Genomic DNA, 22804 nt, shown 5'->3' with positions numbered 1-22804 from the left:
CTTGCTGCTATTTGAGCTACATGGATAAAGTCTCCGGTCCGAATGAAACATTTCGGGCTGGAGACTCCGAAAATTAGACAGTGAGAATTCGATTTCACATTAAATCCGGGAAAGGTCGACCTTGGGGCATCAAGGTCGAGCTTTCCATACGTCAACAAGGACTTTCGAACTATGGTCCTATGCGTCGACGGACACCTTCGAATGGCGTAGGAACGGATCACCATCTACTTGTTGATCATCCTTCTTCAGTGCGAAGAAGCCGTAAATACCGGCAACCAGTACCACCGCCGAAATGGTGATGAATGTTTGCTGGTAACCCAGACGATCGTGGAGTGCCCCCAGAGGAGTGGAAAGAACAACGTTGCCAATCTGTGCCGAGATCTGGAACCCAACCATGTACAAGGTGGCCGACAGAGCTGGGTTGAAGTGCAGGGTGAAGTAACGGAACACCGGCAGGATAAACAGCGGAGTTTCAATGGCGTGCAGCATCTTGATCGCTGATACCCACAGAGGATCATCGACCAGTGCGCATCCAAGGATACGGATGAACATAATGGAGACGCCCATGAGCAACGACGTGCGCACACCAACACGACGCATGACGATAGGTACGATGCCCAACATGGCTGCTTCTACGAAGACCTGAACCGAGTTCAAGATGCCGTAGACTTGCTGGCCAATCTCTGGTGTTTCAAAAAGCCCGGTGTAGTAGTCAGGGAACATCTGCTGGTCAAAGACGGTGTAGAAAGTCCAAGACAGCATGACGAAGAGAATAATCAGCCAGAGGCTTGGCAAGCGGAATAGCCTGAACATATCGCGCAAGGTCGGGGTGGAAGCTGGTGACAAGATACCGTCAACAGGAGCTTTCTTGATGACTGGTGGTTCGCCGTTGCGGGAGAAAATCAGCAACAGGAGATGGATCAGACCAAGTGCGGATCCAATCCAGAAGTTCAGTGCAGGGTTGATGGTGAATAGGAAGCCAGCAGCCAGTGCAACAATGGCGTAACCGAAGGATCCCCACATACGAGCTTGTCCGTATTCAAAGTTAAAGCGACGGCTAAAGCGTTCGGTGAGAGCTTCAAAGAGACCAACACCTGCAAGGAAGCCAACCGAGAGCACGATGGAGCCCAAAACTACGCCGGTCATAAAGTGCGACTGAAGTAGAGGCTGATAGACCCATGTACAGAATGGGCCAATTAGTGCTGTGACGGCAGCTAGAACTATTGCTAGGTGTTTTCTAATGCCGAGCCGGTCCTGGATGGTACCGTAAGCAAACATGAGCACGAGTGTTGCAAGAGAGTTCACTGAGTAAACGGTGCCCACCTGAGCGCCACTCAATGCAAGTCCAGCGGATTCGCTCGTGAGCCAGATTTGGAAGAAGGACCACCAGATGCCCCACGATGCGAAGAACAAGAGCATCGAGAAGGAGCTTTGGAGGTAGGTAGGATTTTTCAGAGAAGTCGTAAAGACAGCCATCTTTGTCCTGGATTCTTTCGTTAATGCTGTGAAGCGTAGTTATTGATAGCGAGGGAGAAGTCTTCAATCCAAGGGGGATTGGCTCCAGCTTGTGCCACTGTTAGTGCAGCTGAGGTTAACGCATGACGAAGCGCAACTTCAACATCTTTAGAATCGGCAGTTGTTCCACTACGAAGCGCAAGAGCCAATTCCGGATTAGCTAATACTCCATAGAGCAGACCGGACATAAAAGCATCACCGGCACCAATAGTGTCAACCAGAGTGGTAGGTGAAGCCTCGATATCAATACGGCGTCCAGAAGTCAGCGCTAGGCAACCGTCTGCTCCTTGGGTCATCACGACCAGACCAGGTCCGAGGCTCGCGATGTGCTCTAGTACTTCCCAAGCTTCAAGTTCGGGGTAGAGCCACTGGCCATCAACATCGCTGAGCTTCACAATGTTGCTTAGTGACATCAACTGTTCAATGCGCTCAACCGCCGAGTCTTTCTCCTGAACGAGGTCAGGACGGAGGTTCGGATCATAGCTCCGTAGCGAGTGAACCGATGCATTCATGAATGCATCAACAATGCACTGACTTGAAGGTTCAATCCATGCGGCGATGGAACCTGTATGAAGCAACTCGGTGGCATCATCAGCTTGCATGGCAGGGATTTGCTGGTGGATATCGAAAGTGTAATGAGCATTGGAAAGCTCATCCATCTCCACTTGCGCTACCGATGTGGAACGTTCAGTGACGGAGCCGGCAATAACTTTTACTCCGGCATTCTGAAGGTGCTCGTCAATTTGGTTGCCGTAAGTATCGCGTCCGAACTCGGTGGAGAAATGAACCTCATGACCTAAGCGGGCCAGCCCGACGGCCACGTTTAGAGGCGAACCTCCGGGGTGAGCTGTTCCGCCAACAACGTCGACAAGCGATTCACCCATAACTTCGATGTGACTCATGCGTTGATCTCCATCGTCTCACCCGAGAGCTGTTGAACAGTGAATGAAATGCTCGTGCCAGAAGCTACATGCAAGCTCGCAAAGGCGGGGGAGTCTTCTCCCGTCAACTGATCTGTCAGGGAACGCAGACCATCGGCGGCAAGGATTTCAATTGATCCATGATCCACTACTACCTGTACGACGAGCTTGCCTATATCTGTTGGCAAAGGCATGCGCTGGTTGGATGCATAGAGTTCATGATCCACCTTGCCAGCCTCGCGACGATGCTCAATCTTTTCGGAATCGATAGTCAGTTCACTGATCAGCGTGTTATCCGAACGATAGAAAGAAAGTACCGTTGGATCACTGGAGCGCTCAACAACGCTCAACTCAATCAAGGCAGGGGAACCCAGCTCAATACGGGTGTCACCGCTTGGAGCTGGTGTACCGGATTCTTGTGCCGTGGGTAGTCCGAGGATGCGCTGACGAATCTCGAACTTGCCATCGTTGTTCTTGACCAAGTCCAGATGACGGGCCGCACTCATGGAACCACGCCATCCGTCGTGGGGGAGCTCGCGAGCGTAGTCCCAGTTGCTCATCCAAGCAATGAGTGTCTGTTGATCTACTGGAAGTCCGTGGAAGCTGACACCAGCGTAGAAGTCGCGGCCCCAATCCAGCCAGTCACCTTGCTTCAAATCCTTGTACTCGAAGCTCTCCCAACCGGGTTGAACCTGATCAGGCGTGAAGGTGGTGCCATCAAATTCACCAACGAAGTATTGAGTGCCGGAGCCACCTGCAACACCGCCAGGGTTCAACGAAACAACCAGTACCCATTTGAGCTCATCGGTGCCAGTTACGGGTAGTTGGAAGAGGTCCGGGCATTCCCAGATTCCTGCCACAGCTGCCTGTGGGCCAAAGCTGGAAAGTTCGGTCCAATCCTCCAGGTTCTCTGATCGGTAGAACAGTACCCGGCGTTCAATTGCTTCTACAGCAACCATGACCCAGTAAGAACCTTCTGCAGATTCGTAGCGCATGACCTTCGGGTCTCGGAAGTCTTTGGAGCCACGATCAAGTACGGGGTTGTTCTCGTACTTGGTGAAGGTGGCGCCGCCATCAACTGAGTACGCGATGGCCTGAGACTGGTTGGTTTCGTCCTTGGCGGCCGCCGTGTAAATCGCAATGACCGGAGCAATCGTTCCATCGCCGATGCCAGTGGTGTTTTCATGATCCACCACGATGGAGCCTGAGAAGATGTCTGCGGCATCGCCGTGGAGAATCGCGATCGGTAGTTCTTCCCAGTTCACTAAGTCAGTGCTGACCGCGTGACCCCATGACATGTAGCCATGGCTAACGCCGTGCGGGTTGTGCTGGAAGTAGAGGTGGTACTGCTGTCCATCAAAGAAAAGCCCGTTGGGATCGTTGATCCAGTTTTTCTTTGCTGTGAAGTGTAGCTCCGGTCGCTTCACCGCGACCTGCTGTGTATTGGGCAACGCTGCCATCCTTCAATAAGAGTCGGCTAAATCCATTTAGCAAAGAACTTTAGCAGTGTGACCCAGACCTCGCAATAGACTAGGGTCGAATATTGCAGGTAAGACAGTGGCAAGAAGGAAAAGTGGAAAAACCGAAAACTAAGCGGGTCACCATTGCTGACGTTGCGCAGGCCTCAGGTATGTCGAAGGCTGCCGTCAGTATGATCCTGAACAATAAGCCCGGAACGCGCCTGTCTGCAGAGACCAGCGAACGTGTTCGCGGTGTGGCTAAGAAACTGGGATACCGTCCGAATGCCGCGGCCCAATCACTACGTAGCGGAAAGACTCGAACCCTCGGTTTTATTTCAGATCAAGTAACTGTTACCCGCTTTGCCTCGGAAATGATCACCGGCATCTTGCGTGCCGCCGAGGCGCGCGACCACACGGTTCTGATTGCTGAAACCTTTGGTAAGCCAGATCAATTGGCTGAAGCTGTTACTCAAATGGCGCACAGAGATGTTGATGGATTGATTCTCGGATTTATGGATTCACGTCAACGTGAACTCAATCTTCCATCTACTGGTCTACCCACGGTTTTGGTTAACGGACTTGATGCGATTCCGAGAACCGCAGTACTTCCCAACGAATATGAATCCGGCGCCAAGGCGGTGCAGCGTGTGATTGAATCCGGGGCACGCAGTGTCGCAGTCATCGGTGAACTGGCGAACGCTGAAAAAGATCCACGGACGTACCCCAGTATTTCCCGTCGGTTCAGTTCATTGCGCGGCGCCCTGGCCGAAACGAAACTCGAAGTCCTTGGCCACTGGGTGCTAGATGACTGGAACCCTACTGATGGTTATGAAGCCACCACGCAGTTACTTGCTCAAGGGCACAGCCCGGATGCCATCATTTGCGCCAATGACCGTGTAGCCATGGGTGTCTTCCAGGCGCTCGCCGAACAAGGGCTGACCCCGGGCAAGGATCTATCTGTGCTGTCTTTCGATGATGAAATCATTGCCAGTTATCTTCGACCCCAGCTGAGCTCGATTCGTCTTCCTTATGAAGAAATGGGTTCGCTCGCTGTTGAGCTGCTGCTGGATGGAAATCTAAAGCCTGGCGAGCACCAGATTGATATGCCGCTTATCGAGCGCGACTCAATGATGGCTCATTAGCCGGATCTACTTGGAAACTGGCGGGAATTAGACTCTTAATCTCCCAGAAAGTCCCACTAGTGGGTTTGTGAGCTGTTCCGCCAGGCCGCTCCTGTTCTTGACTTGCCGTGGGCCCTTGGGCCATGCGGCAAATGACCAAATCAAGGGCAAATAACGCTCGGAATGCCGGCACGCCTACCGCTTTTTACTCACGTGCTTTCCTTGTGGCGCGCTCTCGCGACCTCCCGAAAAGTTCTTTCTTGACACTCGCAAGTGATGTGGGTTACCTTATTTCTCAGCGTAGTAACGCGCGTTACTGAATCGTGTTAGCAAAACGTTTGCACGTCAGTACACGCACTGATCTCAAAGGGGAGGAGGGGGCATGCCGCCACAGTCTGTGACCATGGCAGACGTTGCCAAAGCGGCCGGCGTCAGCCGAACAACGGTTTCGTTTGTACTCAACGGACGGATGGCATCGAGCATCCCCGAGTCCACGCGAGAGAGAATCAACCAGGCAGCTCGCGAGCTGGGCTACCGCCCCAACGCGGCTGCACGTACCCTGGCTAGCAAACGCAGCTCATGGTTCGGCCTGGTTACCGAAATTGCCACTTCTCCCTTTGCTACCGACGTGATCAAAGGAGCACAGCAGGCAGCATGGAAAGACGGCAATTTTCTGCTCGTCGCGCCAAGCGAAGATGATCCGGGCATGGAACAACTCGCCGTGGAAAAGCTACTCGAGCAACAAGTCGGCGGACTGATCATCGCAACCACGTGGCACCGTGAAATCACAGTGCCGGAGAACGCGAAATCGGTTCCCTGCGTTTTGGTCAATTGCTTTGACGCTGAGAGAGAATTCCCCTCAATTGTTCCTGATGAGATCGGTGGCGGTTACGCCGCGGCCGAAATTCTCGCAGAGGCGGGACATACCAACATCGGGCACATCACCCTCAAAACAGGAATCCCTGCACAAATCGGGCGCCAAACCGGTATGAAGCAGGCCTTGTTGGACCATGGGATCGAGCCGGACGATTCAAAAATCGTCCCTGGCGATGGAACCGCGGACAGCGGCTATCACGGGACGCAAACGTTGCTAAGCCAATCAGATCCTCCGACCGCAATTTTTTGCGGTAATGACCGGATCGCCATGGGCGCCTATGACGCAATCAAAGAACGTGGTTTGCGTGTAGGAGAAGACATTTCAATCGTCGGATTTGACGATCAAGAAATCCTGGCTCCGCATATGCGACCAAAACTGACAACGATTGCCCTGCCCTTTGAAGAATTGGGTATGGCAGGAGTAGCTCTACTCAACCAAATGGTAGAGGGCTCACCGATTGAGAATCGCCAAATTACCATCGGCTGCCCTCCACGCATTCGTTCATCTGTGGCCATGCACGGCCGTAGATGAGCTTCCCCTCCGCTACACATCACATGAATGGATGAGGAACTTCAATGATAATCAAATACCTACGTCGTGCGCACCTTGCTGCGGCTGCCACCGCAGTGGTGGGTGCTCTCGCCTTGAGTGGATGCGTTGCATCTAATCCTGGCGGAACTGAAAGTGGCAACGGATCAGCAAGCGCTGCGTTCCTCACCATCCCACGTGAAGATATGGGCACTTTCTCCCGAAACTTCAACCCATTCTCACCAAACGCCGCGCCAATGACCGGCCAGTCCATCTATGAATCCATGCTGGTTTACAACCCGGCAGGCGGCGACACCGTGCCTTGGTTGGCCACGGACTGGAGTGCAGGCAAAGATGGAAAGTCGCTGGCCTTCATTCTGCGTCCGGGCGTTAAATTCTCCGATGGCACCCCGCTGACGTCCAAGGACGTCAAGCTCTCAGTTGAACTGCAAAAGGAACTGCTCGGCGGCTATGACTACCTGAAGTCCATCAAGACTCTCGATGACTCGACCATCGAGTTCCACTTCAAGCAGGCATTCACCCCGGCCCTCTACGAACTGGGCCAGCAGGTGATTGTCCCGGCCCACATCTGGTCCAAGTTCGACAAGCCCGGAAATGAAGAGAACCCGAAACCAGTAGGCACCGGACCATACACCGAAGTAGCCAATTTCCAGGCGCAGTCCTTCGAATTGGGCAAGAACCCATACTATTGGCAACCCGAGAAGCAGAATATCGGCGGCATCCGCATGCTCGCTTTCGCCGGCAATGACGGAGCCAACCTCGCCGCCATCTCCGGCGATGTTGACTGGACGCAAACCTACATGCCGGATATCCAATCGACCTACGTGGACAAAGATCCGGAGCACCGTCATTTCTGGTTCCCGACCACTGGCGCCGAAATCAACTGGCAGCTGAACACTACCAAGAAAGAATTCTCGGATGTTCGCGTACGCAAGGCGTTGAGCATGGCCGTAGACCGCGAACAGATAGTCAAGGTCGGCATGTCCGACTACGCCAAACCAGCGGACTGCACCGGACTGTCCGGCAACTACGACAAGTGGCGCGACGCTGCGGTCGTCGAACAGTGCGACTGGACCACGCGGGATGTGGAAGGCGCAAAGAAGCTTCTTGATGAAGCAGGCTTCAAGGAGAATGCACAGGGGCAGCGCACCACCGCCACTGGCAAGCCATTCACCTTCGATATCTCCGTGGGTTCAACCTCCTCGGATTGGCTTTCGGTAGCGAATATCATCGCCCAAAACCTCCAGGACGTGGGCATCAAGGCCACTGTTGATTCGCCGGATTGGGCCGCGGTGACCGCAAGCTACGAAACCGGTGAATTCGACACCGGAATCGTTTGGAGCGCTAACGCTCCGACTCCTTACCAGTACTACCTCAACCTCATGGGCAGCCAGAACGTCAAGCCCGTGGGCAAGCAGAGCTTTGACAACTACCACCGGTTCAGCGATAAAAAAGCAGATGAGCTGTTGAACAAGTTCGCTGCTGCCAGCGATGAGAAAGAACAGAAGCAGATCGTTAACGACCTGCAGGCTCGCTACAGCGAACTGGCACCGGTAGTACCGCTATTCGCCGGCCCGGAATGGGGTGCCTACACCACTGAGAACTTCGTGGGTTGGCCAACCGAAGATAACCCGTATGCCACGTTGAGCAACCGGGCCCCGACCACCGTTCTGGTGCTCACCAGCCTGGAACCAGCGAACTAGCAACATTTTCCCTTCGCAGCGGGCGGATACCGTCCGCCCGCTGCGTTGCGATCCTTAGCCAAGGACACACAACATGAGTTTCCTCCTACGGCGCTTGGGCTTTTATCTCCTAGCCTTCTGGGCGTCAATCACCCTGAATTTCCTTCTACCGCGGCTGATGCCAGGCGATCCCGTCACCCGCATGCTGTCCCGCTCGCAGCAACGGCTTGAGCCACAACAAGTCGAAGCACTTCGAACCCTGATGGGAGTGGACGGCGGCCCCATCATCCCCGAATACTTTGGCTATCTTGGCCGTGTCTTGACCGGCGACTTTGGGATGTCGATTTCCCGTTTCCCCACTCCAGTCTCCGAGGTCATCGCCTCGCAGCTGCCGTGGACCTTGCTGCTGGGACTGACTTCATTGATTTTCGCCGTGATCCTCGGAAACCTCCTGGGCATCCTTGCCGCCTGGCGCCGTGGCGGCTTCTTGGACTCGGTTGCTCCACCGCTGCTGGTGTTCATCGGTTCTTTCCCGTATTTCTGGCTAGCCATGGGGGCCTTGTACATCTTCGGCATCAACATGGGCGTCGCCCCGATGCGCCATGCCTTCTCCGTAGGCCTGGTTCCCGGATTCAATCTCGAGTTCATCCTGGACGTTGCAGCGCACCTGGTCCTGCCTGCGCTGACCATCGTGCTGGTTTCCCTGGGCGGCTGGATGCTGGGCATGCGCAACACCATGATTGCCACCAATTCCGAAGACTATATTTTGATGGCAGAGGCCAAGGGGCTGCGACCGCACCGCATCATGCTGAACTACGCGGCACGCAACGCGATGCTGCCATCGGTCACCAGCATGGGCATGAGCATAGGCTTCATCGTCGGCGGCGCACTGCTGACCGAAGTGGTATTTGCCTACCCAGGCGTCGGCTACCAGCTGCTCGGCGCTGTCCAAGGCCTTGACTACCCGCTGATGCAGGGCATGTTCCTGACCATTACTGCCGCGGTGCTGATAGCCAACTTCCTCGTAGACCTTGTCTACGTCCGACTCGACCCTCGCGTGCGGAAAGGCTGATCGCCATGACCCAGAATGCTACAGATCCACAGACGCTGGCTGCCTCGCAACCAGCGGAGGAAAGCGGCTCCGCGCGTGCCAGAGTCAGTGCTACCCGATTGCTGCGGACTTTGCTCCGCAACGGCAAGGCCTTGGCTGGGCTCAGCATCCTGCTTGCCTTTATCATCCTGGCCTTGCTTGCCCCGGCGCTCTTCCCCGGGGATCCGTCGCGGATTACCTCGGCCGGTGCCAGCGCACCAAGCATGGAGCATTGGCTGGGTACCACCAGCAAGGGCCAAGACGTTTTGGGGCTGACCCTGTGGGGTGCCCGCTCGTCGCTCTTCGTCGGCTTCGCCGCCGGCATCCTCTCCACCATTGTCGGCGTGCTGGTCGGGTTGAGCGGGGCCTACTTCGGCCGCGGCCTGGACGAGGTGCTCTCCCTGGTTACCAACGTCTTCCTGCTGGTGCCCGGCCTGCCGTTGCTGGTGATCCTGGCGGCATTCATGCCACCTGGACTTGGCACGGTGATCGTGGTGCTGATGATTACCGGATGGGCAGGCAGCGCACGCGTCATGCGTTCCCAGGCCATGTCCATCCGCGGAAAAGACTACGTTGCCGCGGCTTTGGTATCGGGCGAGCGCCCGCTGCGCATCATGGTCCGCGAAATGCTCCCCAATATGGCCTCGGTCGTCATGACCACGCTGCTTGGCTGCATCATCGGCTCCATCGGCGCACAGGCTGGGCTTGAATTCCTGGGCTTGGGCGACGTGAACACCATCTCCTGGGGTACCAACCTGTTCTGGGCGACCAGCGACGGATCGCTGATGCTGGGCCAATGGTGGATTTTCGTGCCATCGGGCCTGGCCATCGCCTTGGTCGCCTTCGCCTTGGCCCTGTGCAACTACGCGGTGGATGAAATCACCAATCCGCGCCTGCGCCGCCCGAAGCATGCAACGAAAAGCACCGCGGCGACTACCGTGGTGCGAAAGGAAGAAAAATGAGCGTCCCGGTATTGGAAGTTCAGGAACTGACCGTCGAGTACGTCAGCGACGAGAGAGCTGTGCGCGGCGCTGACCGGGTCAGCTTCGCCATCCACTCCGGTGAAATCTTCGGTTTGGCGGGGGAGTCCGGCTGCGGCAAGTCCACCATTGCCAACTCGATCATGCGCTTGCTGAAAGATCCTGCGCGGATCACCCACGGCAAGATCCTCTTTGAAGGCCAAGATGTGCTGGGCATGGACGAAGCGGAACTGCGCGTCTGGCGCTGGAACAACGTCGCCATGGTATTCCAGTCGGCGATGAACTCATTGAACCCGGTCACCCGAATTGGCGAGCAGTTTGTCGATGTGATCCGCACGCACCGTGGCGGCACCCGTGCTGCCGCGGTGCAGCGCGCCGAAGAGCTGCTCACCATGGTGCGCATCGATCCGGCGCGATTGCGGGCCTATCCGCACCAGCTTTCAGGCGGACAGCGCCAGCGCATTGTCATTGCCATGGCCTGTGCGCTGAACCCGCGGTTGCTGATCCTGGATGAGCCCACCACGGCGCTGGACGTAGTGGTTCAGCAAGAAATCCTAGAGCAGATCAGGGAACTACAAAGCGAACTCGGATTCGCCATCCTGTTCATCACCCATGACATGTCGCTGATGCTGGAGCTCTCCGATCGCATTGGCATCATGTACGGCGGGCGCATCGTGGAGCTGGCACCGGCGCCGTCGTTGCGCCATGGTTCGAAGCATCCCTATACGCAGGCGCTGCTCGGAGCGTTCCCGCCCCTGCACGGCCCGAAAGTCAAGCTCACCGGTTTGGCCGAAGGCACCAGATTCACCAACATCAAGGACCTTAGGCAGGTAGGCGAAGGCCATTGGGTCGCCCCGACCCAAGCCCCGGTCCTCACTCAAGGAGAATTGTCATGACCTCGACAGCTGCCAAGCACGCATCTATGGTGCCAGTGGTGCGTATCCGTTCGCTGAGCAAATCTTTCACCAGCACCGCACTGTTCCGTCGCACGAAGGTTCCGGCCCTGAGGGGTATCGACCTGGATCTGCACCGCGGTGAAATCTTGGCGCTGGTGGGCGAATCAGGTTCCGGTAAATCGACATTGGCCCGCTGCTTGGCATTGCTTGAGGTACCGGATTCCGGGGAAATGCTGGTCAACGGAAAGGATATATCCGGGCTCAAAGGATCAGCGGCCCGGAACTACCGCAGTGAAGTGCAAATGGTGTTCCAAGACCCTTTCGGTTCGTTGAACCCGGCCTTCCGAGTGGAGCACATCCTGGAACGCGCCTTGGCGCTGCACCAGCCAAGCATCAAGTCCAAGCGCGCGGAAATGGCCAAGCTGGTGTCCACCGTCGGGCTGAGCCCGGATGTGTTGTCCTCATTCCCGCACGAGCTCTCCGGCGGACAGCGCCAGCGCATTGCAATCGCCCGCGTGCTGGCAGCCAAGCCGAAAGTCATCCTGGCCGATGAGCCGACCTCCATGCTGGATGTCTCGGTGCGGATCGGCGTGCTGAATCTGCTGCACAAGCTGCGCGATGAGCATGGGATCTGCATCCTCTATGTCACCCACGACTTGGCATCCGCCCGCTATCTCTCGGACCGGATCGCGGTACTTAACGAGGGGCGAATAGTCGAGTCGGGCGAGTCCGTGCAGCTGCTGGACAATCCCCGGCATCCATACACCCGGCTGCTGGTGGGCGCGGTACCCGACCCGGACCGCGACAGCAGCCAGGATGCGTCGAAGCGCGCGGCCCTGCGTGAACAGAGCCACCGCTGGTCGGCCAGCACCACCCTGAAAAAGCACATGATCGATGAATCACGCCAGCACTGGGTGCTGGCCGGCGAAAGCGAAATGAATTGAATCTGGATATGAATGCCGCCTATGGCAGCGCCTCCCGGAGAAATGTTGTCAAAACCCTGGCTGCAGCCACCGCTTTGGGGCTGGCCGGGGTTGGCCCAGATGCAGCCCATGCCGCTCCAAGACCAAGAAGGGCGTTTCCCCGGCCATGAGCTATCGTCCCAGCTACCACTTCAGCGTCCCCGACAATTGGAAGAACGACCCGCAGCGTCCGGTGTATCTTGATGGCGAATACCTCTACTACTACCTCTACAACGAGGACTACATTCTCGGCGGCAATGGGACCAGCTGGCGCATGGCGAGCACCACTGACCACGTCAATTTCACTGACCGCGGCGTAGCTATCAGCAAGCATGAGAGCCCCAACGGGGACTGCTGGTCCGGATCAATTGTCATCGACCAGCAAAACACCGCAGGATACGGGAAGGGCACGCTGATTGCTTTGGTCACCCAAGCCCCCAATGGCGTGCAGGCCCAGTACCTCTGGTACTCCACCGACAAGGGACGCAGCTTCAAACCCGGAGGGACCGAACCGGTTCTGGCCAACCCGGGCACCGATGCCTTCCGCGACCCGAAGGTGATCTGGCATAAGCAGAGCTCTCAGTGGGTCCTGCTCAATGCCGAGGGAGACCGCATCGGAATCTATGCTTCGGCGGATCTGAAGCAGTGGACGAGAACCAGCGAATTCGTGCGCACCACTCTGGGCATTCTTGAATGCCCGGATCTCTTCCAGATCCAGGCTTCGGATGGCTCCAGGCATTGGGTGCTGGGAACCAGCGCTAACGGCAAGCCCCGCGATTTGCCCGCTACCTACGCCTATTGGATTGGCGACTTCGACGGAAAGGCCTTCACTGCTTCTCAGGCCGAACCGCAATGGCTGGATTGGGGCTTCGACTTCTACGGCGCAGTGACCTATCCGGACCACCACGCCGATGGCAGCGAAAATCCCGGAATGCGTCGCGTCATTGGCTGGAACAACTTCTGGGATTATCCGCATAATGCTCCGAGCATGGCCACCGATGGCTACAACGGAGACGACATGATTGTGCGCGAGGTGCGGATGGTTGCCGGACCGAATGGCAACTACCTCGCTTCTGTTCCGGTGGCGCAGCTGGACAGGCTAGCCCGTGCAACCACCAAGTTCGGCAGCCCTGTGGTTTCGGGGGAGAAGATTCTCCCGTTCTCCAGCAGTGCTTATGTGCTGCAGTGCGAATTGCAGTGGGACCCGGCCAACCCGCCGGAAAACATCGGTTTCGAGCTGTGCCGGGCCGTATCCGGAACGCGCCATGTGGCAACCGGGCTCTATTTGGCCGGCGGGTTCGCCTATGTGAATCGCAAGCCGGGCTTCCATCCTGGGGATAAGGGCGAATCCAAGAGTCCGCTGGAGGTACCGAGCTGGAAACTCGACGTGCGCATCCTGGTGGATCGCTCTAGCGTCGAGGTGTTCTTCGGCGACGGGCGGCTCGTCCACTCTCATCGCGTGTTCCCGTTGTCCACTGATGCCGGGATCAAGCTCTTTGTCTCCGGCGGGAAAGCGTCATATAAGAATCTCACGGCGCGCGAGCTGGGCTTCGCATAGGAGGCTGGCTGCTGCCAGGATCCAGGAAGCCCGAGGGTGGCTTGGGGTAAATCGGGTCGCGGGCCCTCCTGAGGTGCTTGCCATGTGCACGACGCAGCCGGAGTTCGAGCCCGAGCAGCAATACTTGGCGGACGGAAGCGGGCACGTAGCGAGGTTCTGGTGCGCTGGATCACAGGATTTGCCGCGTGAAACATCAAACTTCTAATGTTTAAACGCGATCGACAACGCACCAGAAGCCGTGGCCCCGCCTCCTGCCAGCAATGCCGCCAAGCATCCTTGGCGGGCAAGCGCACTGGCAGTTGCAGCGGTGATCCTCGTCGGGCTGAACCTGCGCATGGGTATTGCCTCGGCTTCTCCGCTTTTCCACGACCTGCAGGAAATGATGGGGTACGGCACGTTCACCGCGTCGCTGCTGCCCACGATCCCTGTGCTCTGCTTCGCGCTTGCCGGTGCCGCAACCAGCATTGTGCTCCGCCGCACCGGACTCGAGCTCGGGATCGCCTTGTCCCTGCTGCTGTTCACTGCCGGTTTGGCGCTGCGCGTTGTCGATTCAACTTGGGCCTTGCCGGCCGGCACCGTCGTGGGCATGAGCGGCTTGGCCATCTGCAATGTGGCGATGCCGTCGTTCATCCGAGAGCACGACAGGAATCGTGCTGCGTCGATGACTGCTGCTTACACGATAACTATGTCCATTGGCGCGACGCTGGCCTCGGCGGTCAGCGTTCCACTGGCGGTCCAGGCAGGTTCTCCGACAACCGCCTTGGCCTTGTGGGCTATTCCCGCAGGCATGGCGTTGCTGGTCATTGTGCCGCTTTCCATTTCCGGGAAGGGGCCTGCCGTTGAAAAAGGGCCGCATGTTTCCCCATGGCCGTTGCTGGCCACGAGCAAGGGCTTGCTGTTCACCGCTGTTTTCGCTCTCCAGTCGCTGCTGGTCTACACCGTGGTCAGCTGGCTGCCGCATATTCTCATTTCGCGCGGGCTGGAGCCAGTTGATGCCGGATTGATGCTCGGCATCGTGCAGGGTGTCAGCATCCCTACAGTCATGATCATGCTCTGGATGGCATCGAAGCCGAATCTGCTGCGCACGGCTTTCGTGCTGACTACCAGTTGCTCTGTCCTCGGCTTTATCGCGTTGCTGCTGTTGCCCGTGGAGCTTTCCTTGATCAGCTCGATATTCATCGGCCTGGGTTTCGGAGTATTCCCACTGGTGATGCTCATGATCAGCCGCAGCGGCGGCAGCGCGGCAGAAACGACCGCACTGTCCACCGTGGCCCAATCTGTCGGATACCTGATTGCGGCCATCGGCCCTTTCGCACTGGGATTCATGCAAGGTGCGCTGGGGTCGTGGACAGCTGGCCTGGTAATCATCCTTGGCTTCTCGGTGATGCAGCTCTTGTTCTGCTTCAAGCTCGGGGGATTGCGTACCGAAGCCGATGAGCATCAGCTGATTGAAGTTGACAGCTCGGCCGAAGCGGAGCGCTCATGAGCAAGATTCCGTTGCGTCCTCCGTTGTCCGAAGAGGTTGGAACGAAGCTGCAGGCCGCGGTAGCCCAAGGCCGCTGGAAGGTCGGGGACCGCATCCCGGCAGAGCCCGAGCTGATGGCTGAAATGGGAGTCTCACGGGGGACCTTGCGCGAAGCCATCAAGGCGCTGGCCAGTACTGGCATCTTCGAGGTTCGCCGCGGTGATGGGACCTATGTGCGTGCGACCAGCGAGATCAGCGGCACCGCTCAACGCGTGTTCCGCGACCACTCCGACCAGGACGTGCTCCAGGTGCGTTTCGCCCTAGATACCCAATCCGCCCGGCTCGCTGCGAAAGCTGCTGATGCGAAAGTCATCGAGAAGCTGCGCACGTTGCTGAGCCAGCGAAGCGAGGCTTGGGAAGCCCGGGACTATCCGGCCTGGGCGCAAGCCGACTGGAAGTTCCACTTGGAAGTGGCGCGTGCATCCGGAGTTCCGTTGATGAGCGAGATCTATGAGAGTTTCGGGGATGTCTTCCACGGTACCAAGATGGTTCAGCGGCTTTCCGCTGGATTCGATGGTTGCCTGCATGAGGGCCACGAAACATTGGTGGACGCAATCCAGGCAGGCGACCCTGAGGCCGCGGCCCGAACCGTCATCAAGAACCTCGACTACTGCATGAGCTGGATGCCGTAATCCGAGGCATCAGCGGTGCTGCCCAAGCTAGACGGCCTTCATACGACGCACGTTCTCCTGAACCACGGCCTTGAAGTCCCCGCCCGAAGCCGCAAAGGTATTGCGCTGCAGCTGGTATTCGGCACCGCGCTCAATCAAGCGGATGATGCCCTGCAATTCTTCGGAGCATCCCAGCTGCTCGGCGATCGGCGCCAGTCGCTTGACCTCTGAGCGCAGGTGGTCGGTCACCAGCATCTCATCGCCCTGCGCATTGAGGATGATGATGGCATCCAGGCCGTAGCGGGCGGCGCGCCACTTGTTCTCCACACGGAACCAGGCTGGCATGACCGGAATCTTATAGCCGGCTTCGATGGACAGCGACATATCGTGCACGAGGCACTGGGTTAGCGCGGTGATCGCGGCAATGTCCTCCAGCGAGCTGACGCCATCGCAGATGCGCATTTCCACGGTGCCCAAACGCGGCACCGGTCGCACATCCCAACGGATTTCCGAGACATCGTCAATGACTCCGGTGTGCAGCATGTCTGCCACATGGGCTTCGTACTCGGACCACGAATCGAAGTGGAAAGGAATCCCTGCCGCCGGCAGCTGCTGGAACATCAGCGAGCGCTGCGATGCGTAGCCGGTGTCTTCCCCGCCCCAGTAGGGGCTGGAAGCGCTGAGGGCCTGGAAATGCGGCTGGTAGTTGATCAGCCCGTCGGTGATGGGCAGAGCCTTCTCGCGGTCATCGAGTCCCACATGAACGTGCACGCCGTAGATCACCATCTGCCGTCCCCACCACTGGGTACGGTCAATCAGCTTGGCGTAGCGATCCTTGTCCGTCACGGGCTGCAAGGTCGGTGCGGCAAACGGATGCGAACCGGCAGAGTACAAGTCCACCCCGTGATTGCCCGCTACCTCGTTGAGCATGCGCACATTGGTGCGCAGTTCCTCGGCCGCATCGGCCACGGTGGTGTGGACGCCGGTGACTACCTCGACGGTATTCATCAGCAGCTCCGGCTTCACCGTGGGATGCTCTTCACCATGGTCGAGGCCGGCCTCGTCCTTGAGCTGGTTGAGAATGTTCTCGGCAACCGAGCACAAGTCCGCATTCTCGCGATTGACCAAGGCGATTTCCCACTCGACACCGATAGTGGATTGGGAAGACTGGACGAACTCGATTTTCTGCACGGCGCTCCTATTGATGACATCTCGGACGGAATGCTCCGGAGCCGAACAAGACGGATGGAACATGCACCGATTCCCCGGTGTTTCTCCATATTCATTGTATGTATTGCGCCGCTCCCGCCAGGACAATCTTCCGGTGGGACCTGCGTCACCCCAGATTAGTGCGGGATGACCTCGAATGCTACGCGTTTCTCTCCGAGGCGGGCCAAGATCAGCGTGGCCTTGTTCTTGGCACTCTTGGGAGAGCCTGCCAGTAGAATGCGCCGCAGTTCTTCCGGAGTGACATCGACTCCGCGCTTCTTGATATCCAGCGTGCCGATGCCGTTTGATTTCACCCAGCTGCGCAGCTTCTTCACGTTGTAGTCGTGGACTGCCAGGACTTTGTAGCCGCGCGCAAACGGCGTTGAAATCTGCTGTTCATGGGTGAAGTAGGCGATATGCTCATCGAGCAGATGGCCGCCAGTCTGCTCCAGCAGCGTCGAAATCAGGTGTGAGCGGATGACTGCGCCATCGGGTTCGTAGATGTGCGCTTCCAAGTCGCCTACCGGTGCTGGCTGGTCATTCTCTGCCGTTTCAGCACTGGACAATTCGTGGGCGCCGTCCTTGTCGATCACCAGTGCGGCGCGGGCAATGTCCTTGCGCTTCAGCTTGCCGAACCAGAGGCAGGCCTCGATGACCGAGCCGTGGTCGGAGATCCAGACCGCCTCGGCATTCGCCGGGATCGCTTCATGAGGAAGGCCAGGGCCCAGCTTCACTCCGACATCCAGCCCCGAGTCCACCAGTTTCTCCACGAAAGACAGAGGAGGGGAGAACGCCTCGGGGTCGAAAAGCCGACGGGTGCTCCCTTTCACGTCGGTGCGCCGTGCAGGATCCAGCCAGACACCATCAATGCCCGTCAGGTCCGTATCCTCGGCACTGCCGTGGATCACTTTGGCGTTGTCAAAAGGCATCAGGTTCAAGGTTGTGGCGGCCGCAGTCGTTTCATCCAGCTCAACGGCGGTGACCTGCAGTCCTGCGCTGGCTAGCGCAATCGAATCGGTGCCGATGCCGCATCCGAGGTCGGCCACATGGGTGGATCCGGCATTCGTGTAGCGACGGGCATGCAGCCCGGCGATGGTCAGGCGGGTCGCCTGCTCCAATCCGGCCGGGGTCAGGACCAGTGAATCGGCGAATGGGCCGAATTTCACCCGCGCCCTGAATCGCAGCTGGGTCTGGGCCATGACGGCGCGGACAACCTTGGGGTCGTGGCCCTCCTTGCGCAGCTTCTCATTTAGCGCCCAAGCGGCATCCTTTGTAGCCACCATGGATGGATCGATGGTGGAAAGCAGCTTCCAGCCATCTTCCGAAAGCAGAGCGGCGAATTGTTCATTCAGCGTGGAGTCATTTGAAGCCTGGGCCATGACCCAAGACTATCGTCGATGAGCCTCGGGGATGTGCGGGCATCATGGTGCGTCCAGGCCGCAAAGAACGTGATCTATATGACAAACGCGCGTCATATTCGGAATTCACAGAATCACCGGGAAGGCATTGCCGCGCCTTGGTACGCGGACGGGGCGCGCCCGGACAAGAGGCATCTTGGAGCCGGAGGATCTGAAATCCGGAACCGTCTAGAGAAAGGGATGCTTTTTCATGAGCATTGAAGTGGTTAGAAAGCGTAATCCTTATTGCCATCTGGTGCATCCGACTAACAAGTAGTGCTCTCGCTGTTCTACAGTTCACCGTCGCCGAGCACCGGTTATCGGGACCGCGGAGCAGTATCGCCGGCAAGCGGGCAACTACCTACCGCAAAACGTGAAGTGATCCGCGTCGCATTCCGTCGTGCGACTGGTGTTGTATGGCACCTGTGATGAAACCTATGCAGCGAACGACAACGACGTCGACTATCGACCAAAAGACCGCGGACGTTGCGCCGGGGGATCCGGCGCCTCTGACCCAGAACCAGCTCAAGCGCGGCATGAGCAGCCGCCACCTGCAGATGATCGCCATTGGCGGATCCATCGGCACCGGGCTGTTCGTGGCCTCGGGCGGCACGATTGCCCAGGCGGGACCCGGCGGCGCATTGCTGGCCTATGCGGCCGTAGGACTCATGGTGTACCTGCTCATGCAGTCCCTGGGCGAGATGACCGCGAAGATCCCGGTGGCAGGATCTTTCCAGACCTTCGCCACCCGCTTCGTCTCTCCGTCCTTCGGATTCGCCATTGGGTGGAACTACTGGTTCAACTGGGCCATCACCGTCGCGGCGGAACTGGTCGCGGCCGGCATCGTGATGAGCTTCTGGCTGCCCGATGTTCCCGGTTGGGTCTGGGCCGGAGTCTTCCTGGTTGCGCTGACCGCCTTGAACGCGCTGTCTGCCAAGGCCTTCGGAGAGGGCGAGTTCTGGCTCGCCCTGATCAAGGTGGCCACCGTCATCGCCTTCCTGGCCGCTGGCGTGCTGATGATTTTCGGCGTCCTCGGATCGCACACCGATCCGCTGGCGAACTGGCGTGAAGGCAAGGATGTATTCCATGGCGGCTGGCTGTCCATCGTCTCGGTCTTCATGATTGCCGGTTTCTCCTTCCAGGGCACCGAACTGGTGGGTGTAGCCGCCGGCGAGGCCAAGGATCCGCGGCGCGAAGTGCCCAAGGCCATCCGACGGGTGTTCTGGCGCATCATGCTCTTCTACATTGGCGCCATCTTCATCATCGGCTGCCTGATTCCCTTCACTGATCCGAGCCTGCTAGCCAGCGGCGAAGCGGACGTGGCTTCCTCGCCCTTCACCCTGGTCTTTGAGCGGGCCGGCATCGCCTTTGCCGCTGCTGCCATGAATGCCGTCATCCTCACCGCAATCCTGTCCGCCGGCAATTCCGGGCTCTACGCGTCGACCCGCATGCTCTATGCCATGGCCCACGACGGCAAGGCGCCGAAAATCTTCGGGCGCACCAACTCGCGCGGCGTGCCGATCATGGCGCTGTTGGCCACCGCGGCGGTCGGCCTGTTCGGATTCCTCACCGCGCTGGTGGGCCAGGGTGCGGCCTATACTTGGCTGCTGAACGTCTCGGGCCTGTGCGGGTTCATTGTTTGGGTGGGTATCGCCGTCTCCCATTACCGGTTCCGCCGCGGCTACCTCGCCCAGGGCTACAGTGCGAAGGACCTGCCCTATGTGGCCCCGCTCTTCCCGCTGGGACCGATAGTGGCATTCCTGATGCTCATCGCCGTGATCATCGGGCAGAACTACCAAGCGGTGCTGGCTGGCCATGGGCTTGAAGTGCTTTCGGCCTATATCGGCTTGCCGTTGTTCCTCGGGTTGTGGCTGGTGCATCGCATGGTGACCAAGTCCAAGCTGGTGAAGCTCACCGACATGGATCTTAATGCTCCGGAGGACATCGAGGAGTCCGCGGCTGTGCGCTCTGCGCGAACCGGCATGAAGAACTAGGGCAATGATTAGCACTCGCCTTGACCGAGTGCTAATGCTCGTCCTAAAGTCATGTGTGGGTGTCGCATTGGAAGTTGCATCTGCAGCTTGCAGCGTGGCACACCGCCTGACTGGATACCACCAACTGGCACCGCGACGACGGTTGGTCCAATGCCATAGGGCGCACCCCTACAACCATTGGTTCATACACGAAAAGGAGAGACCATGTCTGTCTCCATCAAGCCGCTCGAAGACCGCATTGTCATCAAGCAGGTCGAAGCCGTAACCACCACCGCTTCGGGCCTGGTCATCCCAGACTCCGCTAAGGAAAAGCCGCAGGAAGGCACCGTAGTTGCAGTAGGCCCAGGCCGCATCGACGACAACGGCAACCGCATTCCTCTGGACGTTGCTGAAGGCGACGTAGTCCTGTACTCGAAGTACGGCGGAACCGAGGTCAAGGTCGGCAACGAAGAGTACCTGGTGCTCTCGGCTCGCGACGTACTGGCAGTCGTCGTAAAGTAACGCCAACCTCTCTAAAGTTTCAGGAGAAAATGCATGGCTAAGCAGCTAGCATTCAACGAGGATGCGCGACGCGCCCTCGAAGCGGGCATCGATAAGCTCGCAAACACGGTGAAGGTCACCCTCGGCCCACGTGGCCGCAACGTGGTGCTTGCCAAGACCTGGGGCGCCCCGACCATCACCAATGACGGTGTCACCATTGCGCGTGAAATCGATCTGGAAGATTCATACGAGAACCTTGGCGCGCAGCTGGCCAAGGAAGTAGCCACCAAGACCAATGACGTAGCAGGCGACGGCACCACCACCGCCACCGTGCTCGCCCAGGCCCTGGTCAAGGAAGGCCTGAAGAACGTCGCCGCTGGCGCCGCTCCGGGCGATGTCCGCAAGGGCATTGAACTGGCTGTCGAGATCGTCTCTGACGCACTGGCAGCAAACGCCGTGGCCGTCGAGGACAAGGTCGCCAACGTTGCCGCGATCTCCGCGCAGTCGGATGAAATCGGCGAACTGCTGGCCAAGGCCTTCAAGACCGTGGGCACCGATGGCGTAATCACCATCGAAGAGTCCTCGACTACCGCCACCGAGCTGGTCCTGACCGAGGGCATGCAGTTCGACAAGGGCTACCTCTCGCCGCAGTTCATCACCGACCAGGAGCGCCAGGAAGTTGTCCTGGAAGACGCACTGATCCTGATCAACCCGGGCAAGATCTCCACCGTGGCAGAATTCCTGCCGTTGCTGGAAAAGGTCCTGGAAGCGAAGAAGCCGCTGCTGATCATCGCCGAGGACGTCGAGGGCGAAGCCCTGTCCACCTTGGTGGTCAACAAGCTGCGTGGCCTGCTGAACGTGGTAGCCGTCAAGGCCCCGGGCTTCGGCGACCGCCGCAAGGCCATGATGCAGGATCTGGCCATCCTCACCGGTGCCCAGGTTGTCTCCCCGGAACTGGGCCTGTCCCTGGACCAGGTTGGCACCGAGGTGCTCGGCTCGGTACGCCGCGTGACCGTCACCAAGGATTCCACCACCATCGTTGATGGCGCTGGCACCGACGAGGATGTGGCAGAGCGCGTAGCCCAGCTGAAGGCTGAGCTGAACCGCACCGATTCGGAGTGGGACCGCGAGAAGCTCTCCGAGCGTCTGGCCAAGCTGTCCGGCGGCATCGGCGTAATCAAGGTGGGCGCTTCCACCGAGGTCGAGCTGAAGGAACGCAAGCACCGCATCGAGGACGCAGTGTCCTCGACCCGTGCGGCGCTGGAAGAAGGCATCGTTGCCGGTGGCGGTACCGCCCTGGTTGACGCGCTGGCTTCGCTGGATACCGATGCCCGCATCGCGGCCACCGAAGGCGACGTAGCAGCAGGCGTAGCGATTGTCCGCCGTGCCCTGGTGCAGCCACTGTTCTGGATCGCTACCAACGCAGGCTTCGACGGTTCGGTAGTTGCCTCCAAGGTCGCAGAGTCCGGCGCCAACGAAGGCTTCAACGCCAAGACCGGTGTCTACGAGAACCTGTTGCACGCAGGCGTCATCGACCCGGTCAAGGTCACCCGTTCGGCACTGCGCAACGCAGCGTCGATCGCGGCCTTGGTGCTGACCACCGAGACCCTGGTGGCCGAGAAGGCCGAAGAAGCAGACGAAGAAGCGCACAGCCACTAAGGCCAAGCGCCAAGCGCGGGACCAGTTTCCCGTGCGCGAAAGCCGTCGCCGGGACCAGCCTCATGCTGGTTCCGGTGGCGGCTTTTTCACGTTGCCTGCAAATAGCGAGACAGGTTGGAAAGTATGGAGCTGGAAAAGCACGCCGGTCCAAGCTGTGGCCAGGTAGTATTCTTGGCCAAGCTTTGAGCGGAGCGCCATGCATCTGGCAGAGTACATGCATCTTCCTGTCCTGAGCCGTAGCAACTGCCTTTTCGGCATCCCAATTGCGCCGCGTCGGGCCCAAGGCAAATTGCGCCATTGCATGATGGATCAGCCCGCG

19 protein-coding genes are annotated in these 22804 nt (G+C 58.5%); 14 read left to right on the top strand and 5 right to left on the bottom strand.

Annotated elements, in window-relative coordinates; translation table 11 throughout:
* Window positions 1–177: 177 nt before the first annotated feature.
* From JOE62_RS12445 to JOE62_RS12435, 3 genes are read right to left on the bottom strand one after another with little or no spacing between them, the layout of a single operon-like run.
* A complete protein-coding gene (locus JOE62_RS12445; protein ID WP_204722606.1) occupies window positions 178–1476 on the bottom strand; it encodes an MFS transporter in 1299 nt (432 codons plus the stop codon).
* 20 nt (window positions 1477–1496) lie between these two features.
* Window positions 1497–2417 carry a carbohydrate kinase family protein gene (locus JOE62_RS12440; RefSeq protein WP_204722605.1) on the bottom strand — a complete coding sequence of 307 codons (921 nt, stop codon included), beginning with the start codon at window positions 2415–2417 and terminating at the stop codon, window positions 1497–1499.
* Entirely contained in the window at window positions 2414–3886 is a 1473-nt protein-coding gene (locus JOE62_RS12435) for a glycoside hydrolase family 32 protein (protein ID WP_204722604.1), read from the bottom strand. The genes JOE62_RS12440 and JOE62_RS12435 overlap by 4 nt, the downstream gene beginning before the upstream one ends.
* A gap of 122 nt (window positions 3887–4008) precedes the next feature.
* Here JOE62_RS12435 and JOE62_RS12430 point away from each other — a divergent pair, with 122 nt between their 5' ends.
* The 11 genes from JOE62_RS12430 (at window position 4009) to JOE62_RS12380 (ending at window position 15767) form a co-directional block, all read left to right on the top strand.
* Window positions 4009–5037 carry a substrate-binding domain-containing protein gene (locus JOE62_RS12430; protein ID WP_204722603.1) on the top strand — a complete coding sequence of 343 codons (1029 nt, stop codon included), beginning with the start codon at window positions 4009–4011 and terminating at the stop codon, window positions 5035–5037.
* A 382-nt stretch (window positions 5038–5419) separates the two neighbouring features.
* On the top strand, window positions 5420–6424 hold the full coding sequence (locus JOE62_RS12425; protein ID WP_204722602.1) for a LacI family DNA-binding transcriptional regulator: 1005 nt from the start codon (window positions 5420–5422) through the stop codon (window positions 6422–6424).
* 254 nt (window positions 6425–6678) lie between these two features.
* Window positions 6679–8145 carry an ABC transporter substrate-binding protein gene (locus JOE62_RS12420; RefSeq protein ID WP_239543365.1) on the top strand — a complete coding sequence of 489 codons (1467 nt, stop codon included), beginning with the start codon at window positions 6679–6681 and terminating at the stop codon, window positions 8143–8145.
* A gap of 73 nt (window positions 8146–8218) precedes the next feature.
* Window positions 8219–9196 carry an ABC transporter permease gene (locus JOE62_RS12415; protein ID WP_134779750.1) on the top strand — a complete coding sequence of 326 codons (978 nt, stop codon included), beginning with the start codon at window positions 8219–8221 and terminating at the stop codon, window positions 9194–9196.
* Between the two features lie 5 nt (window positions 9197–9201).
* Window positions 9202–10176: an ABC transporter permease gene (locus JOE62_RS12410; RefSeq protein ID WP_204722600.1), complete on the top strand. Its 975-nt coding sequence runs from the start codon at window positions 9202–9204 to the stop codon at window positions 10174–10176.
* Window positions 10173–11090, top strand: a complete 918-nt coding sequence (locus JOE62_RS12405) for an ABC transporter ATP-binding protein (RefSeq protein WP_204722599.1) — start codon at window positions 10173–10175, stop codon at window positions 11088–11090. The genes JOE62_RS12410 and JOE62_RS12405 overlap by 4 nt, the downstream gene beginning before the upstream one ends.
* Window positions 11087–12034, top strand: coding sequence for an ABC transporter ATP-binding protein (locus JOE62_RS12400; RefSeq protein WP_204722598.1), 948 nt, complete (start codon window positions 11087–11089; stop codon window positions 12032–12034). The genes JOE62_RS12405 and JOE62_RS12400 overlap by 4 nt, the downstream gene beginning before the upstream one ends.
* Before the next feature lie 8 nt (window positions 12035–12042).
* Entirely contained in the window at window positions 12043–12183 is a 141-nt protein-coding gene (locus JOE62_RS12395) for a twin-arginine translocation signal domain-containing protein (RefSeq protein WP_204722597.1), read from the top strand.
* Complete coding sequence (locus JOE62_RS12390; RefSeq protein ID WP_204722596.1) at window positions 12180–13610, top strand: glycoside hydrolase family 32 protein; 1431 nt, start codon at window positions 12180–12182, stop codon at window positions 13608–13610. The genes JOE62_RS12395 and JOE62_RS12390 overlap by 4 nt, the downstream gene beginning before the upstream one ends.
* A gap of 238 nt (window positions 13611–13848) precedes the next feature.
* Window positions 13849–15096 (top strand): MFS transporter, encoded by a 1248-nt coding sequence (locus tag JOE62_RS12385; protein WP_338085787.1) that lies wholly within the window; start codon window positions 13849–13851, stop codon window positions 15094–15096.
* Complete coding sequence (locus JOE62_RS12380) at window positions 15093–15767, top strand: FadR/GntR family transcriptional regulator (RefSeq protein ID WP_204722595.1); 675 nt, start codon at window positions 15093–15095, stop codon at window positions 15765–15767. Before JOE62_RS12385 ends, JOE62_RS12380 begins: the two co-directional genes overlap by 4 nt.
* 27 nt (window positions 15768–15794) lie before the next feature.
* On the opposite strand, the gene JOE62_RS12375 is transcribed toward JOE62_RS12380, so the two are convergent.
* Complete coding sequence (locus JOE62_RS12375) at window positions 15795–16937, bottom strand: glutamate--cysteine ligase (RefSeq protein ID WP_204722594.1); 1143 nt, start codon at window positions 16935–16937, stop codon at window positions 15795–15797.
* Window positions 16938–17092: 155 nt separating this feature from the next.
* Window positions 17093–18334: a THUMP-like domain-containing protein gene (locus tag JOE62_RS12370; RefSeq protein ID WP_204722593.1), complete on the bottom strand. Its 1242-nt coding sequence runs from the start codon at window positions 18332–18334 to the stop codon at window positions 17093–17095.
* 455 nt (window positions 18335–18789) lie between these two features.
* Here JOE62_RS12370 and JOE62_RS12365 point away from each other — a divergent pair, with 455 nt between their 5' ends.
* The 3 genes from JOE62_RS12365 (at window position 18790) to groL (ending at window position 22485) form a co-directional block, all read left to right on the top strand.
* Window positions 18790–20346: an amino acid permease gene (locus JOE62_RS12365; RefSeq protein ID WP_420842195.1), complete on the top strand. Its 1557-nt coding sequence runs from the start codon at window positions 18790–18792 to the stop codon at window positions 20344–20346.
* 204 nt (window positions 20347–20550) lie between these two features.
* Window positions 20551–20847 carry a co-chaperone GroES gene (groES, locus tag JOE62_RS12360; protein ID WP_013349608.1) on the top strand — a complete coding sequence of 99 codons (297 nt, stop codon included), beginning with the start codon at window positions 20551–20553 and terminating at the stop codon, window positions 20845–20847.
* Window positions 20848–20880: 33 nt separating this feature from the next.
* Window positions 20881–22485 carry a chaperonin GroEL gene (groL, locus tag JOE62_RS12355; RefSeq protein ID WP_204722592.1) on the top strand — a complete coding sequence of 535 codons (1605 nt, stop codon included), beginning with the start codon at window positions 20881–20883 and terminating at the stop codon, window positions 22483–22485.
* The last annotated feature ends 319 nt before the right edge of the window (window positions 22486–22804 follow it).

It is taken from the genome of Glutamicibacter nicotianae (assembly GCF_016907615.1).
Classification (GTDB): Bacteria; Actinomycetota; Actinomycetes; order Actinomycetales; family Micrococcaceae; genus Glutamicibacter; species Glutamicibacter nicotianae.
The sequence above is the reverse complement of the archived record's forward strand: the minus strand, read 5'-3'. Positions and strand labels throughout refer to the sequence as shown.